Annotated in this window: 15 protein-coding genes and 1 pseudogene; 8 read left to right on the forward strand and 8 right to left on the reverse strand. The window is 62.1% G+C overall.

Annotation, left to right across the window (positions count from 1 at the left end):
- Positions 1 to 71: 71 nt before the first annotated feature.
- Positions 72 to 164, forward strand: a pseudogene (locus NCS67_RS25870) (IS3 family transposase); the annotation flags it as partial.
- Between the two features lie 156 nt (positions 165 to 320).
- Here the strand turns inward: NCS67_RS25870 and dld are convergent.
- Both dld and NCS67_RS25880 read right to left on the reverse strand, forming a co-directional pair.
- On the reverse strand, positions 321 to 2,057 hold the full coding sequence (gene dld / locus NCS67_RS25875; RefSeq protein WP_250437196.1) for a D-lactate dehydrogenase: 1,737 nt from the start codon (positions 2,055 to 2,057) through the stop codon (positions 321 to 323).
- 79 nt (positions 2,058 to 2,136) lie between these two features.
- On the reverse strand, positions 2,137 to 2,814 hold the full coding sequence (locus NCS67_RS25880) for a GntR family transcriptional regulator (protein ID WP_250437197.1): 678 nt from the start codon (positions 2,812 to 2,814) through the stop codon (positions 2,137 to 2,139).
- Positions 2,815 to 3,093: 279 nt separating this feature from the next.
- On the opposite strand from NCS67_RS25880, the gene NCS67_RS25885 reads away from it, so the two are divergent.
- The 5 genes from NCS67_RS25885 (at position 3,094) to NCS67_RS25905 (ending at position 8,686) form a co-directional block, all read left to right on the forward strand.
- Positions 3,094 to 4,236: an L-dopachrome tautomerase-related protein gene (locus NCS67_RS25885; protein WP_250437199.1), complete on the forward strand. Its 1,143-nt coding sequence runs from the start codon at positions 3,094 to 3,096 to the stop codon at positions 4,234 to 4,236.
- A gap of 98 nt (positions 4,237 to 4,334) precedes the next feature.
- Positions 4,335 to 4,985 (forward strand): RraA family protein, encoded by a 651-nt coding sequence (locus NCS67_RS25890; protein WP_250437200.1) that lies wholly within the window; start codon positions 4,335 to 4,337, stop codon positions 4,983 to 4,985.
- Positions 4,972 to 5,907, forward strand: a complete 936-nt coding sequence (locus NCS67_RS25895) for a sugar kinase (protein WP_409017238.1) — start codon at positions 4,972 to 4,974, stop codon at positions 5,905 to 5,907. Before NCS67_RS25890 ends, NCS67_RS25895 begins: the two co-directional genes overlap by 14 nt.
- Positions 5,908 to 6,004: 97 nt before the next feature.
- Positions 6,005 to 7,342, forward strand: a complete 1,338-nt coding sequence (locus tag NCS67_RS25900) for an MFS transporter (protein ID WP_250437201.1) — start codon at positions 6,005 to 6,007, stop codon at positions 7,340 to 7,342.
- Between the two features lie 12 nt (positions 7,343 to 7,354).
- Positions 7,355 to 8,686, forward strand: coding sequence for an MFS transporter (locus tag NCS67_RS25905; RefSeq protein ID WP_250437202.1), 1,332 nt, complete (start codon positions 7,355 to 7,357; stop codon positions 8,684 to 8,686).
- Positions 8,687 to 8,753: 67 nt separating this feature from the next.
- On the opposite strand, the gene NCS67_RS25910 is transcribed toward NCS67_RS25905, so the two are convergent.
- The 5 genes from NCS67_RS25910 to NCS67_RS25930 form a co-directional block, all read right to left on the reverse strand.
- Entirely contained in the window at positions 8,754 to 9,872 is a 1,119-nt protein-coding gene (locus NCS67_RS25910; protein ID WP_250437203.1) for an NADH:flavin oxidoreductase/NADH oxidase, read from the reverse strand.
- A gap of 32 nt (positions 9,873 to 9,904) precedes the next feature.
- The gene (locus NCS67_RS25915; RefSeq protein ID WP_250437204.1) at positions 9,905 to 10,918 is read right to left on the reverse strand and encodes an alcohol dehydrogenase catalytic domain-containing protein; all 1,014 of its coding nucleotides are present in this window, start codon (positions 10,916 to 10,918) and stop codon (positions 9,905 to 9,907) included.
- Positions 10,918 to 11,418: a lactoylglutathione lyase family protein gene (locus tag NCS67_RS25920; RefSeq protein WP_250437205.1), complete on the reverse strand. Its 501-nt coding sequence runs from the start codon at positions 11,416 to 11,418 to the stop codon at positions 10,918 to 10,920. The genes NCS67_RS25915 and NCS67_RS25920 overlap by 1 nt, the downstream gene beginning before the upstream one ends.
- Before the next feature lie 131 nt (positions 11,419 to 11,549).
- Positions 11,550 to 12,233 carry a type 1 glutamine amidotransferase domain-containing protein gene (locus NCS67_RS25925; protein WP_250437206.1) on the reverse strand — a complete coding sequence of 228 codons (684 nt, stop codon included), beginning with the start codon at positions 12,231 to 12,233 and terminating at the stop codon, positions 11,550 to 11,552.
- Between the two features lie 16 nt (positions 12,234 to 12,249).
- On the reverse strand, positions 12,250 to 12,762 hold the full coding sequence (locus tag NCS67_RS25930) for an SRPBCC family protein (protein WP_250437207.1): 513 nt from the start codon (positions 12,760 to 12,762) through the stop codon (positions 12,250 to 12,252).
- Positions 12,763 to 12,847: 85 nt separating this feature from the next.
- On the opposite strand from NCS67_RS25930, the gene NCS67_RS25935 reads away from it, so the two are divergent.
- The gene (locus NCS67_RS25935) at positions 12,848 to 13,756 is read left to right on the forward strand and encodes a LysR family transcriptional regulator (protein ID WP_250437209.1); all 909 of its coding nucleotides are present in this window, start codon (positions 12,848 to 12,850) and stop codon (positions 13,754 to 13,756) included.
- Between the two features lie 29 nt (positions 13,757 to 13,785).
- On the opposite strand, the gene NCS67_RS25940 is transcribed toward NCS67_RS25935, so the two are convergent.
- Positions 13,786 to 15,012: an L-dopachrome tautomerase-related protein gene (locus NCS67_RS25940; protein WP_250437211.1), complete on the reverse strand. Its 1,227-nt coding sequence runs from the start codon at positions 15,010 to 15,012 to the stop codon at positions 13,786 to 13,788.
- On the opposite strand from NCS67_RS25940, the gene NCS67_RS25945 reads away from it, so the two are divergent.
- Positions 14,987 to 15,919, forward strand: coding sequence for an SMP-30/gluconolactonase/LRE family protein (locus NCS67_RS25945; RefSeq protein ID WP_250437213.1), 933 nt, complete (start codon positions 14,987 to 14,989; stop codon positions 15,917 to 15,919). The genes NCS67_RS25940 and NCS67_RS25945 overlap by 26 nt on opposite strands.
- Positions 15,920 to 15,929: the final 10 nt, after the last annotated feature.

Here is a 15,929-nt window from a genome sequence, read left to right on the forward strand (position 1 = left end):
TTAGGCGTCAGCTGCGCGCACCGTCTGGCTGCGAGTTGCTGACAGCAATTGTTCGCGCTCGAGCGCGCTCAAATATTCGCTGGTACAACGCAAAGCGGATCAAGGTCTCCCTAGGCTCCCTGAGCCCGCTCGAGTACCGGCAGAGTCTTGGAATTGCGGCATAAATCAGTCCAAGAATTTAGCCGCACCCCAAATGAAGCGCGCCACCTTCCGCACACGCGGGGCGACGTCCGGCTCGCGTTCCGAAACGTGCCTCATGCCGAGCCGCTCGCAATCAACCGGTTCCTCGCTGAGTACACCAGCTACAAGAATGTCGGGGCTCACTGCTCCTCATCCGCAGCAGCAGGCTCGGGCTTGCACGCGCAGCTATACGCGGACTTCCCCCAATTGAAGAGCCGCGAAGTCTTTCCGATGCCCGGATTGAACGCGTTGGTCGGATCGAGTTCTTCGTAAAACGCACTGAGGGCCTCACTCGCCTTGTAAAGATGGCCGACATTGTGCTCGGCGGGATACTCGGCGCCGCGCGCATCGAGCAGCGCAAGAATGTCATCCTTGATGCGGTCGCAGTCGACGCCTTTCTTGACGAGATATTCCTGATGCAGCACGTGGCAGAAGAAATGGCCGCAATACATTGCGAGCTCGATGTCTTTCGTGATGCGCGACGGAAGCCGTTCGAACCAGTCGGTCGCGTTGCGCGGCAGCGCGATGTCGAGGGCGACGATATCTTCTACCGTCCTCGGATGAACGGCCCGATATCGAACCATTGCGCCACCGACGGCAAAGCGATTGAGAAACGCTGCCTTGCCTTCTTCTTCCGTGCACTCGAAGAAGTCGCCCTGTTTCGTTGGGAATCGGGATTTCAGGTAGGCGCGCGCCTCGTGCACGCCTTCGTTGCCCATCTTCAACAACAGATGGTGTTCGAATCGGTCGCGATAATCGATCAGCCGGCGAGGCAGATGCTCGGGCAGTAGCCGGCTCAATCCCTGCAATAGCCGATCGCTGACGGCATTGCCCAGGCCCGCCTTTTCGGTGATGCCGTCGAATCGGCTCTTCGCCGCAAACGCGCGCGGCACCTTGTCGGTGCCGAAGGCCTGTATGTACAGGAACATATCCTTGCCGTAGCGGCGGCTGATATCGAACGCGCCGCGGTGCATGTACTCGCCCGCGATCGGCAGGCTGGCGAAGCCGCCCAGAATGTCACGGCGTATCGTTTCCAATTCGGCCGGATCATTGCTGCCGAGATAGAACACCTGCGTATGTTCGTCCGCCGGAAAGGTATCGAGCCGCAGCGCAAAGACGGCAAGGTGTCCGGCCGAACCCGACGCTTCGTAGAGCCGGCGCGGATCGGCATTAAAACGCGCGGGCGTGGACGCGGTGATGTCACGGACATGCGTGCTGTACTCGCGGTCTGACGCCAGTAGCCCGGTGGCCGCCGGAATATCGTCGGGCAAGTCGTCCGCGTCGAGCCGGCCGAGGATGGCTTCGGCGGACTCACCGAGATCGATGCCCAGATGATTGACGAGTTGGAGTTCGCCGTCGGCCGTGATTCGCGCGTGGATCGACAACTGGGTGAACGCGGGGCCCCGGCGGATCAGCGAGCCGCCCGAGTTGTTGCAGACGCCGCCAGTCACCGAAGCGCCGATACAACTGGAGCCGATGACCGAGTGCGGTTCGCGCTTGAGCGGTTGCAGTTGCTTTTCCAGCTGATCTAGCGTCACGCCCGGCTGACAGATCACCTGCTCGCCGTTGCGAATCAGGTGGAGCCGCCGTAGACGCATAGCGTTGATGACGATAACCGGACGATCGTAGCCTTCGTCAGCCGGTGTCGATCCGCCCGTCAGCCCGGTATTGGCGGCCTGGCAGATGACAATGACGCCCGCGCGATGGCAGGCCTGCAGCGCACGCCAGAACTCGAGGAGCGTTCCGGGCTGAACGGCGGCGACGATCTGACCGCCGCCATAGCGATACCCCTGACGAAACCGTCGCGTTTCCGTAGCGCCCGTGAAGACGAACTTGCTGCCAACGATGTCGCCGAGCGACTGGATGAGTGCTTGCATAGTGGAAGATTCGATCTTGTGACGGTCTGCTGCGCCTTCACGCCAAGGCCGTGAATGAACCGATGGTCAAGACGGAGCACTACGCTCCCGCGTTCCCATCAATCTTGCTCGCGCGGATGTATGAGTCTTCCGTGCTGCGAATATGTGCACGCAGTTCCGTGCACGCCTTGCGCACGTTCCCGTCACGGATCAGACGCATGATTTCGGCATGCATGTCGTCACACGTGCCAACGGGCTTGTCGCCGACTGCAAGCCGCGCGCGCAACGCCTGAATCTTATCGGCAACGAGTTGATAGGCGGACTGCAGATATGCGTTGCCGCAGCATTCGAGAATCGCCCCGTGGAATTGAGCATCTTGCTTGCGATGGCGGCTGTCATCGTCGAGACTTTCTTCGCGGCCTATTTTCAGCGCCGCTGTCAGACGTTGTGCAAGCTCATCGGCGTCAAGGCGCATAGCCAGCTCGAGAGCCGACAGTTCGATGATCTCGCGAAAACGACAAATCTCGCGAACCTGATCCTCCGTCGGCTTGAACACCAACGTGCCGGACTGCGGAAGGATCTCGACCAGCCCTTCCAGCTTGAGTTGCAGCAGCGCCTCGCGCACCGGCGTTTTGCTGAATCCGAGCTTGAGCGCCAGCGCACTCTCGGACAACTGACTGCCGAACGGCAGTTCGCCATCGACGATCGCGTTGCGGATCATGTCCTTCGCGATGGCAGTCAATGACTTCGGGCGCTCCACCAGCTTTTCGATCTTCATGTTCAAGGGGCATCGACTATTGGTCGTATGACCGGGGCGGTGCTTGTTTCAAAGCACGGGCAGTTTTTAGGGATATTAGCACGCGCCGCTTGCACGCCCAAGAATTGATATCTAAGATATCAGTTAACGATCGGCGGCAGACGCGCGGCCGGGTCGTCCGAAGAAGATGAAGTCAACCGGAGGAGACACATGCGTAGCTTTCGCAATATCAGACACACGCTGGCGGGCGCCTTGGTCATAACGAGCGGGACGGTTTTCGCGGCGGCATCGTCACCGAACGTGGCACCCAGCGCGCCGCATATGGAAGTGGTGGCCGAGTGGAATCGCTTGCCTTATGACCTTGGCGACGCGCAAGCCGAACAGGCTTACGACAGCAACCAGACGTACAAGAAGGTGCTGCTGCAAGGCGTGAAAGTCGACTCGAAGGGCACGATGTACGTCAGCACCGCGCGCTGGGGCGGTCCTGACGTGCCCGCAACGCTGTCGAAGCTTGTTCACAAGAACGGCCGCTGGGAACTGCAGCCCTTCCCGAGCGCTGCAATGAACAAGGTCGGCGACCGTCAGGCGTTGCAATCCGTGCTTGGCTTCGAGATCGATCGGAATGACGTGATGTGGATTCTCGACCAGGGGCACATTGCCGGACAGCCATCGGCACAAGGTGCGGAGAAACTCGTTCTGTGGGACCTGAAGGCAGACCGCGAAATTCAGCGCTACGAGTTCAACGACGCCGACTCCGATAAGAAGTGCTCGTTCCTGAATGATGTCGTTGTCGATAACGATCGCGGCTTCGCGTATATCACCGACTCGGGAATCTTCTGCGACCATCTGCACGGCGGACTCATCGTGTATGACCAGAAGCACAATCGCGCGCACCGCGTGCTCGATCAGACCGTCTTCACGACCGACGAAGCCGACTTCCATTTCCGCATCGATAATGAGGCGGTGCTCAGCAAGACACCGATGCGCACAGGCGCCGACGGTATTGCGCTGTCGGGTGACAAGCGCACGCTTTACTGGACCAACTTGTCTGGCCATACGCTGTATTCGCTCGATACCGCGTTGCTGCGCGACTTTGATTCCAGCGAATCGACACTGCGCACCGCCGTCAAAAGAGTCGCGTCGTTGCCCTCGAACACCGACGGCATGATCGCCGACCGCAAGGGCAACCTTTACATGACGGCGCTCGAATTGAATGGTCTCATGTTCCGCGACGCAAAGACAGGCGCCATCTCAACCTACGCGATCCATCCCGAGATGGCGTGGCCCGATACGCTCAGCTGGAGTCCGGACGGGTCGCTTTACGTCGTGTCGGGGCATCTGAACAAATGGGTCGACAACGCAATGGATTTCGATAACCCGGCCGTGCCGAATTTCCGTATCTGGAAGGTGCAGGCGAACGGCCGCAGTTATACCGCGAAGTAGACGGCGAGCAGGACTCACTCGATTGACACCCGATGCATTTTCCCGGAATGCAGCGTCAAACAACCGATTAGGTGTACTACAAACGAAAGGAGCATGACATGGAACTGGCAGAGTTGATCAAGGGTTTCGAGAGTGTGGCGACGGCCTCCGTTGCCGATGCGGTGGATCAGATCGCAGGCGTTCGCGGGTACATGGATGAGTCGATCAAGCCGCGTATCAACGACAAGAAGATCGTCGGGCCCGCAGTGACGATCCTAGAAGCGCCGACGCACGAGAAAGTGCCGCCGCAGCACGCGCTCGACGCGATCGACGAATCGCCCGCCGGTAGCGTGATTGTGATCGGTATCTACGGCGAGACGAACGTCGCGGTGTGGGGCGGGCTGATGACCGCGGGCGCGGTGGCGAACCAGCACGTCGGCGCGATTCTCGACGGCGGCGTACGCGATCTGACGGAAATCCGCCGCGACTACGACTTCCCGATCTATTCGCGGTCCGTGTCGCCAGGCACGACGGTCGGCCGTTTCACGACACTCGCGGCGAACGTGCCCGTCGAGTGTGGAAGCGTGAAGGTGCATCCGGGCGACATTATCGTGGCTGATATCGATGGCGTCGTTGTCGTGCCGCGCGTGCATGCGGAAGCGGTACTGAAGCTCTCGCAGGAAATCGATGAGCGCGAACTCGAACAGGCACGTCTCATCATCGGCGAGAAGTCGTTGCGCAAGGGGCTGGCGAAGTATGGCCGCATCTGACATGGCAGCGGAAATCGTCGCGATTGGCGAGCCGATGATCGAGTTCAATCAGACGCAGGCCAATGCCCGCGACTACTTGCAGGGTTTCGGCGGCGACACATCGAACTTTTGCGTAGCGGCAGCGCGACAGGGCGGAAAGGTGGGCTACATCACACGTCTGGGAGATGATGCCTTCGGTCGCAGCTTCCTCGATCTATGGCGCAGCGAAGGCGTCGATACGAGCGGCGTCGCGACGGATCGAGAGGCGCATACCGGTGTGTACTTTGTCACGCACGACGAGCGCGGCCATGCGTTCAGCTATCTGCGCCGGGGATCGGCGGCGAGCCGTCTCTCGCCCGCGAACTTGCCACTGGACGTAATCGGCCGCGCGCGTTATCTCCACGTATCCGGCATCAGCCAGGCCATCAGCGAGAGCGCATGCGACGCGGTTCTTGCGGCCCTCGAGCATGCGAAGCGCGAAGGCATCGCGGTGACGTTCGATTTGAACGTGCGGCTGAAGCTCTGGCCGCTCGCGCGTGCGAGGGCGATCATCGATGCAACGGTGCGTTACGCCGACTACCTGCTGCCGAGTCTCGAAGACGCGCAAACGCTTACGGGTCTTTCCGATCCCGAAACGATCGTCCGGCACTATCTCGCGCTCGGTCCGCGAACCGTTTGCCTGAAGCTGGGCGGCGATGGAGTTCTCGTCGCCCAAGGGGAATCGCGCGTGCGCATCGAAGGGCACAAGGTCGATGTCGTCGATGCAACGGGCGCGGGCGATTGCTTCGACGGTGCGTTCGTCGCGCGTCTGGCGGCTGGCGACAGCGCCGAAGCCGCAGCGCGCTATGCGAACGCCGCTGCCGCGCTGTCGACGCAAGGCTATGGCGCGGTTGAGCCGATTCCGCGCCCCCACGACGTGCGGGCCATGCAGTCCGCGAGCTGATGCGGTGCTAGCCGGTCATTGCGTCTGCGCCGTGGCCGGCTTCTTCGATCAATAACACATCACCGATACCGCCACAGGGCAGGCGAGGGGACATGTCATGAACGACCATAACGACAATCTTGCACTCGAAAAGCGCACGATGAGAAAGGTGACGCGACGGCTCTTGCCGTTTCTGATCCTGCTGTATTTTTTTGCATTCCTGGATCGGGTCAATGTCGGCTTCGCCGCGCTGACGATGAATAAGGACATCGGCCTGTCGTCGTATGCGTACGGCTGGGCGGCGGGCATCTTCTTTATCGGTTATTTCATCTTCGAAGTACCGAGCAACCTTGCGCTCGCTAAAACCGGCGCGCGCGTATGGCTCGCGCGCATTCTCATCAGTTGGGGCCTCATCTCGGCATGCGGTGCATTCGTCACCGGCCCCACAAGCTTCATGATTCTGCGCTTCGTTCTCGGGGCGGCGGAGGCAGGCTTTTTTCCTGGGGTGATCTTGTATCTCACCTTCTGGTTTCCGTCGCGGTATAGGGCGCAGGTCGTGGGACTTTTCATGCTCGCCAACCCGATCTCGACCGCGCTCGGCTCGCTCGTGTCGAGCTTCATTTTGCGCATGGACGGCCTGTTCGGTATCGCGGGATGGCAATGGCTCTTTGTGATTGAAGGCCTGCCGTCGGTGCTGCTCGGTTTCGTGACGCTGCGCTTTCTTGCCGATTCGCCGCGTCAGGCCGTCTGGCTCGACGACGACGAGCGCCGCTGGCTCGATGCGCGTATAGCTGGTGAAGCCGCCGAACGCGAACTTCATCACAAGGCGAGCGCTTTGCAAACGCTCGCGAATCCGCGCGTGTTGCTGCTCGGTGCGATCTACTTTCTGATCGTCACCGCGAACAATGGGCTCGTACTGTGGCAGCCGCAGATCATGAGGATGCTCGGTGTGGCCGATGAATGGATTGGCCCGGCAAACGCAGTGCCGTTCGTCATCGGCGCATTGACGATGGTCGTGTGGTCGCGCGCCGCCGACCGGCGCGGCAAGTACCGCCTGGATCTCGCATGTGCCTGCGTGGTCGCGGCACTGGGCCTGGCCCTTGCCGCCACTTCCTCTTCGTTGCCAGCGATTTTCCTCGGACTGACGATCGCCGCAATCGGCGGTTATGGCGCGTTGCCCTCGTTCTGGGCGTTGCCGACAACCTTCCTCGGTGGCACGGCGGCAGCGGCCGGTATCGCGCTGGCGAATTCCATCGGCAATCTTGGCGGCTTCGCGGGTCCGTATCTGCTGGGGTATGTACGTTCGACGACTTCCGGATATGCGGTGGGGCTCGGCATCCTGGCGGCCGCTGCACTGCTCGCGGCGATCGTTACGCTGCTCTCGGGCCGTTCGCGCGAACGTCGGCAGGCATCGGGAATAGGCACGGACCCTGTCGAAGGCCGGCGCACGAACTGACAAGGGGACGACATGAACAACAGCGCTTCAAGCTTGGGCAAACCGGTGCCGCGTCGCCGCTGGTGGATCGGCATTTTCATCGGCATCGGCATTCTGGTGAATTACATCGATCGCGTGACGCTCTCGGTCGCCGCGCCGCAACTGAGCGAAGCCTTCAACCTGACGCCAGGCGATATCGGCATTCTGTTCAGCGCGTTCTCGTGGGCTTACGCGCTCCTGCAAATTCCGGCCGGGGTCGTCCTCGATCGTTACGGCGTGACGCGCGTGGGCCGCTGGGGGGCGTTTCTGTGGGCGGTGTCGTCAGTGATCACGGCGCTGGCGAGCGGCTTCGGCGGACTCGTCGCGGCGCGCTTTCTGCTCGGCGTCGCCGAAGCGCCCGGACTCGCCGCGAGTTCGAAGGCCACGGGCTACTGGTTTCCGCGCGGCGAACGCGCGCTTGCGACATCGATCTTCGACGCGTCCGCAAAATTCGCCAATGTGATCGGCGTGCCGCTGATCGCTTTCGTCGTCGTCACGTTCGGCTGGCGCTGGGGCTTCTGGGTATCGGCGATGCTGAGTCTCGCGTATTTCGCGGGCTTCTGCATCGTCTATCGCGATCCGTCGAAGGACGCGCGGCTCTCTCGCGAAGAGTTAGCGTACATCCAGCGGGGCGGCGCGACGCCGGAGGGACAACCGGCGTCGAGCACGGCCGGCATGCTGGGCTATCTGCTGACCAACCGGAAAGTCTGGGGGCTAACGATCGGCTATTCCGCATACGACTACGCGTTCTACCTGTTCCTGACATGGCTGCCGAGCTATCTCGTGACGACCATGCACATGAGCGTCTTGCACTCCGCGGGTTACGCGATGATTCCCTGGGCATGGGCGACGTTCACCGATGTATTCGTCGGCGGCTGGATCATCGACCGCATGATCGCCCGTGGTCACGACGAAAGCCGTGTACGCAAGGCGGTGCTGATCTTCGGCATGATCTGCGCGCTTGGCATTCTCGGCGTGATCGGTACGAGCGACCCGCGCTGGGCGATCGCGTGGATCTCAATTTCGCTCGGCGGACTTGCCATCGCGGGCGCGGTGACGTGGTCGATTCCTTCGCTCATCGCGCCGCGCGGCGGCGTCGGCACGGTCTCCGGCATCATGAACTGCGTCGGCAACGTAATGGGAGCGGTGGCGCCTGCGTTGACTGGCTTCATCGTGAGCGCAACCCATTCGTTCGAGAACGCGTTCTGGGTCGCGGGCATGGTGATCTTCGTGGGGATCCTCTCGATCGTCTTCGTGCTGGGTCGCATCGAGCCGATTCCCAGTCCGCCAGACGAGCGCGGGCAGGCCGCGGGTGCCGCGACTTGACGAAGCAGCACGACGCGGCGCGAGTCTCGCGCCGCGCAAGTCGGTCGAAAGTTGCGGAGAAGAAGGATCAGTCCACCGGATCGCCGTTTTGCGGACCCGGATAGCGCGCCAGCCAATACGCATATTGCGCGGGCAACAGCGACGACGACCGGGGCACGTTCAACTCCCGCGCCGCGCGGAACGGGTAATGCGGATCGGCCAGATGCGCGCGTCCCATCATCGCGATATCGAGCTGATGCGCGGCGATGGCGCGCTCCGCGTCAGCCGGATCGTCCATGCCCCACGCCGTCGCCACCGCAATTTGCGCTTCATCACGCACGCGCGCGGCGATCGGCGCCATGAACGCCGACGACCATGGCACCTTCGCCTGCATCGTCGAGAAGCCCATGCTGACGTTGAGCAGGTCGAGGCCGTCATGCTTCATGCGCCGCACGAGTTCGATCGATTCCGCGAGCGTTTGCTCGTCGCGGCCATCGAATTCGATCACGCCGAAGCGCGCGGTCAGCGGCAGGCGCTCGGGCCACACTTCGCGCACCGCACGCAGCGTTTCGATGAGAAAGCGTCCGCGTCCTTCGACATCGCCGCCGTATCGATCCGTGCGACGGTTTGCGTGCACCGAAAAGAAGCTTTGGGCGAGATAGCCGTGCGCGAAGTGAAGTTCGAGCCATTCGAAACCGGCATCGCGGGCGCGGACGGCGGCGGCTACGAAGTCGCGCTGCACGCGCGCGATATCGTCGAGCGTCATTTCGGAAGGCACCTTGTCGAGCTTGCCGCCGAACGCGATGGCCGATGGCGATATCGTCTGCCAGCCGCGCGCGTCACTGTTCGAGATGTGATCGTCGCCGTCCCACGGACGATTCGCGCTGCCTTTCCATCCCGCGTGGCCGATCTGGATGCCGGGCACCGCGTCCGCTTTCTTGATGGATGCGGCAATGCGCGCCATGCCCTGCGCCTGCGTGTCGTTCCATAAACCCGTGCACGCGGGGGTGATGCGGCCTTCCGGCGAAACCGCGGTGGCCTCGACGATCACGAGGCCCGCGCCGCCGCGCGCTAGGCCCGCGTAATGGACGTCGTGCCAGTCGTCGGTGACGCCATCGACCGCGCTGTACTGGCACATCGGCGGGACGGCGATCCGGTTGCGCAGGGTGATGTCCTTCAGTGTGAAAGGGCTGAAAAGCGCTGACATTGAAACCTCTCGAAAAAGGAAAGAAACCGCGTTCACTCGATCGACACGACTGGCTTGCCCGAGAACGCGCGATGCCTCAACGCATCGAGTTGCTGTGGCAAGGCATCGAACGGCGCGCTCAATATGTCTTCTGCGATGAAACGTCCGCTCGCGACGAGGCCGAGAATCTGCTCGCCGGCATCGACGAGGCGCGCCCAGTCGCGGTCGTCGCCATGAAGGTGCAGCGCGCCGAGCGCGACTTCGTGCAACGAGAGCGTGCGGCCGAAGGGCGCGCAGGGCCAGGCATCGGCGCGGCCCTGAATGCAGACGAGATGCCCGCTCGCGCAGAGCGAGGGTGCGAGACGCGCCGCGTGCGACCCGCTCACGCTGTCGATCACGGCGAAGAATTCGCCTGCGTGATCGTGCGACCACAGCGATGCATCGTCGAGCGGGCCTTCGAAACACATACGCGCCCCGAGCGCGCGCAGACGATCCCAATGCCGCGGATGACACATCACGCTGGCATCGAAGCCGCGAAGCACCGCGAGTTGCAGCGCGTAGTGGCCGACCGCGCCGCCCGCACCGCTGATCAACACGCGCGCCCCGGCACGCGTTGGCAACTTGTCGAGCGCGAGCCACGCCGTGAGGGCGGGGCACGGCATGCTCGCGGCCGTGGCGAGGTTGATCTCCGGCGGAACCATCAGCAGCGCGCGTGCCGCGACTGGCGTGTAATGCGCGAAACTGCCGGGCGTCGCGAGACTCGTGTGATAGGCGACGCGCTTGCCGAGCCATCCGCGTTCGACATCGCCGCCGACCGCCACGACCACGCCCGCGCCATCAACGCCGGGCACCTTGGCCGGTTGCCAGTCGACGAGATCGCCGCCGAGCACTTTCCAGTCGACCGGATTCAGCCCGATAGCCACGTTGCGCACGAGAACGTGTCCGCGTTCGAGCGGCGGCGCGTCGATGCGGTTCAGCGCGAGAGCCCTCGGATCGTCGCTGCCAGTGAATGTCCACGCGGGCCACGAGGGTGGAGGCGCATCGTGCGCCGGTGTCGGCGTATGCATCAGCGGTACGCGCCGGCGGAGTACGTCAACTCGTAACTATGGCTGTAAATCTCGACGATATTGCCGAACGGATCTTCCATGTAGACCATGCGATACGGCTTCTCGCCGGGGAAATATTCACGCACCGGCATGCGCTGCTTGCCTCCCGCCGCGACGATCTTCGCCGCGAGCCCTTCCACGTCCGGGTCTTGCACGCAGAAATGAAACACGCCCGTCTTCCAGTATTCGAAGTTGTTCTCGGGCTTCTGCGCATTTTTGAACTGAAAGATCTCGACGCCGATGCGGTCGCCTGTCGAGAGATGCGCGATGCGAAACGACTCCCAGCCCGCGCCGAACACATCGGTGCACATGACGCCGATCGCGCTGTCGTCTTCGTTGATGGTCGTCGGGGGCATGATGAGATACCAGCCCATGATGTCGGTATAGAACTTAACAGCGGCATCCAGATCGGTCACCGAAAGACCGATATGCGAGAAGGCGCGCGGATAGGGGGTGGACATGTTTCGTTAATCCTTTGGGTTAGCGAGAGGGCGAAGCTAAAACGCAAGCGCCGATCGCGAATCAATCGATTGGCGATCGGCTTCAAGACCGCAGCGAGCGGCGTCATGCCGCTGATTGCAGTGGACGACCTTCAGACGATCGCCTGCAAGGTCAGACGCGCGGCCTCTTCGGACGAAGCCGGATTCTGGCCAGTGACGAGGCGGCCATCGCGAATCGCGTGTGCGTGAAAGTCCGGCGCTTTGCGATAAAGCGCACCGAGTTCGCGCAGGCGATCTTCGAGGAGGAACGGCACGCTTTGTGTAAGGCCCGCTGCTTCTTCCTCGCTGTTGCTAAAACCCGTCGCCTCGCGTCCTGCGACGAGCGGTGTGCCGTTTGCGTCCTTGACGTTCACGAGACCCGCCGGGCCATGGCAGACGGCGGCAAGCACTTTCTCTTTCGCCCACGCATCGGACAACAGGTGCGCGAGCGTCGCGCTCGCGGGCAGGTCCCACATCGTTCCGTGACCTCCCGAGAGGAAAATGGCTGCGTAGTTGGACGCATCGGCGGCATCGAGCTTCATTGAGGCTTGTGCCTTTTGCATCGCTTCGGGATCGTTCATGAAGCGGGTCACGCTGGCCGGACGCGCCTCCCCGGCTTCGATCGAATGAGGATCGAACGGAACCGGACCGCCTTTAATCGAAGCAATCTCGACTTCAAGGCCTGCGTCCTTGAACACGTAATAAGGCGTGGAAAGTTCTTCGAACCACACGCCAGTAGAGCGCCCGCTTTCGCCCATCGTTGCGTGCGACGTCACGACCATTAGAATCTTCTTCACGATCATCGTCGTCTCCTTAAGAGCGGGCCACGCGCGCCGCCGCGATCATTCCGTCGAGCCATTCTTGATGACCGTTGATCATGGGATTGGGTCGCGTGGTGGCAAGCGCCTTTGCCGGCGCGCCGTTCTGCGTTTCCTGCGTGAGCACGCGCATGCGTCCTTGCGGAAGGTCTTCGAGCAACCATGCGTGATGCACATCCAGACGGGATTGGGCATCGCCTTCCACCCAGCCGTGCCATGCCACGCGTGCGGGCTGGCCTTCGACGGGTGGCACATATTCGGTCACTTCCGCTTCGACGGGAAATCCGAAAGTCGTAAAGCGAAAGCGTGCGCCGGCAGCAAGTCGCGGACCGTTGGCATCGTGAAACCGGATGTCGGCGCAGTTGCTGTAGTACCTCGGCCACTGAGTCGTGTCGTCAAGCATCGGCCAGACATCGGAGACAGACAAGCCCGCGACGATGACCTCGTTCGACGCAAAATTATCCGAAAGACCTGGAAGGTAGCCTTGCGGCCAGATGATGTCGTGCATGGAGTTTGGCGTTCGTTATTTGACGAAACAAATGATGCGCGTGCGGCTGCAATAAATCCAATCGCATGTCATGATTACAGTCATCATGCAGACTGATATCAAAACCGTCGATCTGAATCTGTTGCGCGCGCTCGATGCGCTGCTCGACGAGCGCAACGTCACCAAGGCCGCGCGGCGTTTGTCGCTGACACAGCCCGCCGTGAGCGGCATGCTCACGCGCCTGCGCGAGAGCTTCGACGATCCGCTGTTCGTGCGCACGCAGCGTGGCATCGTGCCGACTGCCCGTGCGCTGGAACTTGTCGGGCCGCTCAAGCAGGTGCTGGGCGAAATCGAAGCGATGTTGCGCCCGCAGGCGTTCGAGCCATCGACAGCGGACGTGACAATCACCATCGCAGCAACGGATTACGCGTTGCAAGTGGTGATCGTGCCGTTGCTCGCGCGATTGCGGGCGCTCGCGCCGGGCGTGCGCGTGGCGGTCGTGCCGGTGCGCAATCAAACCTTGCACGCGCAGTTCGAGCGCGGCGAACTGGACCTCGCGCTCGTCACACCTGAAACCACGCCCGCCGATCTGCATGCGCGTAGGCTCTTCAACGAGCGCTATGTTTGCGTGATGCGCAGCGATCACCCGGATGCACGAAGGCGCACGCTGTCGCTCAAGCGCTTCTGCGCACTCGATCATGCGCTGGTGTCGCACGACGGAGGCGTGTTTCGCGGCGTCACCGACGATGTGCTTGAACGGCTCGGCCACGCTCGGCGCGTCGCGCTGTCGGTGACGAGCTTTCTCGTATTGCCACGCATCCTTGCATCCAGCGATCTGGTCGCAGTCGTTCCGCGCAGGTTAGTGCAAACCGGCGACGGACTCGTAATCATCGATGCGCCGGTCGAGGTGCCTGGTTTTTCGAAGGTGGCTGCGTGGCACGAACGTACGCATCGATCACCGGCGCATCGTTGGATTCGCGAACTGCTGTCCGAGGTCTGCGCGAGGCTGGACTGATTGCGCGCGGGTTGCGGTGCGGCAGACATCTAGTTTCCCGTGACTGGACCGCCGAGCGATATTCCGTCGAAAAGCTCGGGCAGCACAATCGAGTAGGTGACGAAGGGCGCGGCCACGTTGGCTTGCCCGTGCGGCCGTGCGACGGGCTGTTTCACCGGGATATACAGCCGCCGATCGCGGCTGATGAACGAGCCATCGGGCCGGATCAATGTCGGATGCGACGCCAGCACCGCACGCTTGCCTTCGGGCGAAAGCACGGTGATGTGATGCGTCGCCGTTTCTGAGAAGTACATGTTGCCCCGTGAATCCATCGCGCAGCCGCCGGAGAAGCTGATTTCGAAGACGTGTTCTACGTGCGTGGAGAGTTGCGCGTCGGTGAGAGTCGCATCGCGGAGCAAACGCGTTTCGATGCGATAGAGCGGGCCGGTCGGCGCCGCCCAGAAGAGCCACTTTCCGTCCGCGGTGATCTCGATCAAGTCGCTGTTGGGCGGATGAAACACCTCGCCGCCCTTCACGTGCGCGAGGATCGCCGGCGGCTCGATGGAGGACGCCTTGACCTGCGGATATCCGGAGAGCCGTCGTAGGGTTTTGCCGTTCGATAGTTCATGCACGATCAGTCCGCCTAGACCCGAGTCGGTCAGATACATCGTCGAACCATGGAAGCGGAGGTCGTTAAGTTGCGCGCCGGCGGGCAGGATGGTGTCGTCGAAGCGCAGGACATCGAGCACGCGACCTGAGTGGGGGTCGAGCCGGATCAGCTTTTGCGCGCCTCGGTCGAGCGTCTCATTGACGTACGGAAAGGCTGCCGCGTTCAAGGAACCCTGATCGACACACCAGACGGTGTCGTCCGAGAAGACGTGCAAGGAATTCAGATAGACGAACGCGTCGCGGCCATCGTCGCCTGGCTTCCAAGCGTTCCATGCGTTGCCGGGAAAGGGCTGAAGGGAGCCGTTCGCTTCTCTGCGTGCGATGGACGGCGTCGGTATTTCACGCGCATATCGTGGCAAACCGAGGAACAGCAGATTGCAGCTCGTCAGCGCAACTTGATTCGCCATCCACGGCGAGCGCACGGCGACCTCGAGCGCAAGAGGCCACTGTTCCGCGCGAACTCGTGGGGCGAGACCTGTGCTGCTCGCAAGTGCCATTGCCAAAAAGATTCGACGGTTCATTAAAGGCATCGCCTTGGTATTCGAGGTGTCGAGCAAAAATTGTACGGGTTTTTTCTGATGCGTGAAGTCTGATGCATCAGGCATCATGCATCAATCAATTCACCGAAGCGCGTCGATGTCACTCAATTTCCGATCGCCCGAGGTCGTGCAGGCTTGCCGCAATCAACTCGGCGAGAGCCCGGTATGGGATGAGCGCACGCAGACTCTGCACTGGACCAACATCCACGCGTGTGAGATCTGGTCGTGGGAGGTGTCGGCGTCGGCGCCTGTCGTCCGCACAATGCCGGAGCGCATCGGCGCAATCGGGCTGCGTGAGGGCGGCGGACTGGTGATCGCGCTTGAAAGTGGCTTTGCTACGCTTAAGGCGGACAGCTCGCAACCCGTGCCGATTGCCTCGCTGCCCGATCCTGCCGCGCATACGCGCCTCAACGATGGCCGGGTCGCGCCCGATGGCCGCTTCCTCTGCGGGGGGATGAGCGAGGAACAGCCGCAACGCGCCAACGCCGCACTCTATGCGCTCGACGCCGATTCAAGCGTGCGCACGCTGTTGACCGACATCGCCTGTGCCAACTCCCTGTGCTGGAGCCCGAACGGCAGGACGCTGTACTTCTCCGACATGGCGACGCGCCGCATCGATGCATTCGACTATGCAGACGGCAAGATCGCCAACCGTCGCATATTCGCCGAGCTCACGACGCCGGGCGCCCCGGATGGCTCAATCGTCGACGAAGACGGCTTTCTGTGGAACGCGCAGTGGGGCGGCGGCAAACTGGTGCGTTACGCACCCGACGGATCGGTCGATCGCGAGGTCGCATTGCCGGTGTCGAACCCGACCTGCATGGTTTTCGGTGGACCTGAACTCGACATTATGTACATCACGACAGCGTGGTTCACACTCGATCCCGCGACCCGCGAAAAGGAGCCGTACGCCGGCAGTCTGTTTGCGTGGCGGCCGGGCGTGCGAGGTTTGCCGAGTCCGCGTTTTCAGGGTTGAGCGCGTGGCT

It is taken from the genome of Caballeronia sp. ATUFL_F2_KS9A, assembly GCF_023630765.1.
In the GTDB taxonomy this organism is placed as follows: domain Bacteria; phylum Pseudomonadota; class Gammaproteobacteria; order Burkholderiales; family Burkholderiaceae; genus Caballeronia; species Caballeronia zhejiangensis.

Bases quoted from the DNA above. Each gene is read 5' to 3' on its own strand.
- dld (WP_250437196.1), bottom strand. From the start codon at position 2,057: ATGCAAGCACTCATCCAGTCGCTCGGCGACATCGTTGGCAGCAAGTTC.
- NCS67_RS25880 (WP_250437197.1), bottom strand. From the start codon at position 2,814: ATGAAGATCGAAAAGCTGGTGGAGCGCCCGAAGTCATTGACTGCCATC.
- NCS67_RS25890 (WP_250437200.1), top strand. From the start codon at position 4,335: ATGGAACTGGCAGAGTTGATCAAGGGTTTCGAGAGTGTGGCGACGGCC.
- NCS67_RS25895 (WP_409017238.1), top strand. From the start codon at position 4,972: ATGGCCGCATCTGACATGGCAGCGGAAATCGTCGCGATTGGCGAGCCG.
- NCS67_RS25900 (WP_250437201.1), top strand. From the start codon at position 6,005: ATGAACGACCATAACGACAATCTTGCACTCGAAAAGCGCACGATGAGA.
- NCS67_RS25905 (WP_250437202.1), top strand. From the start codon at position 7,355: ATGAACAACAGCGCTTCAAGCTTGGGCAAACCGGTGCCGCGTCGCCGC.
- NCS67_RS25910 (WP_250437203.1), bottom strand. From the start codon at position 9,872: ATGTCAGCGCTTTTCAGCCCTTTCACACTGAAGGACATCACCCTGCGC.
- NCS67_RS25915 (WP_250437204.1), bottom strand. From the start codon at position 10,918: ATGCATACGCCGACACCGGCGCACGATGCGCCTCCACCCTCGTGGCCC.
- NCS67_RS25920 (WP_250437205.1), bottom strand. From the start codon at position 11,418: ATGTCCACCCCCTATCCGCGCGCCTTCTCGCATATCGGTCTTTCGGTG.
- NCS67_RS25930 (WP_250437207.1), bottom strand. From the start codon at position 12,762: ATGCACGACATCATCTGGCCGCAAGGCTACCTTCCAGGTCTTTCGGAT.
- NCS67_RS25935 (WP_250437209.1), top strand. From the start codon at position 12,848: ATGCAGACTGATATCAAAACCGTCGATCTGAATCTGTTGCGCGCGCTC.
- NCS67_RS25940 (WP_250437211.1), bottom strand. From the start codon at position 15,012: ATGATGCCTGATGCATCAGACTTCACGCATCAGAAAAAACCCGTACAA.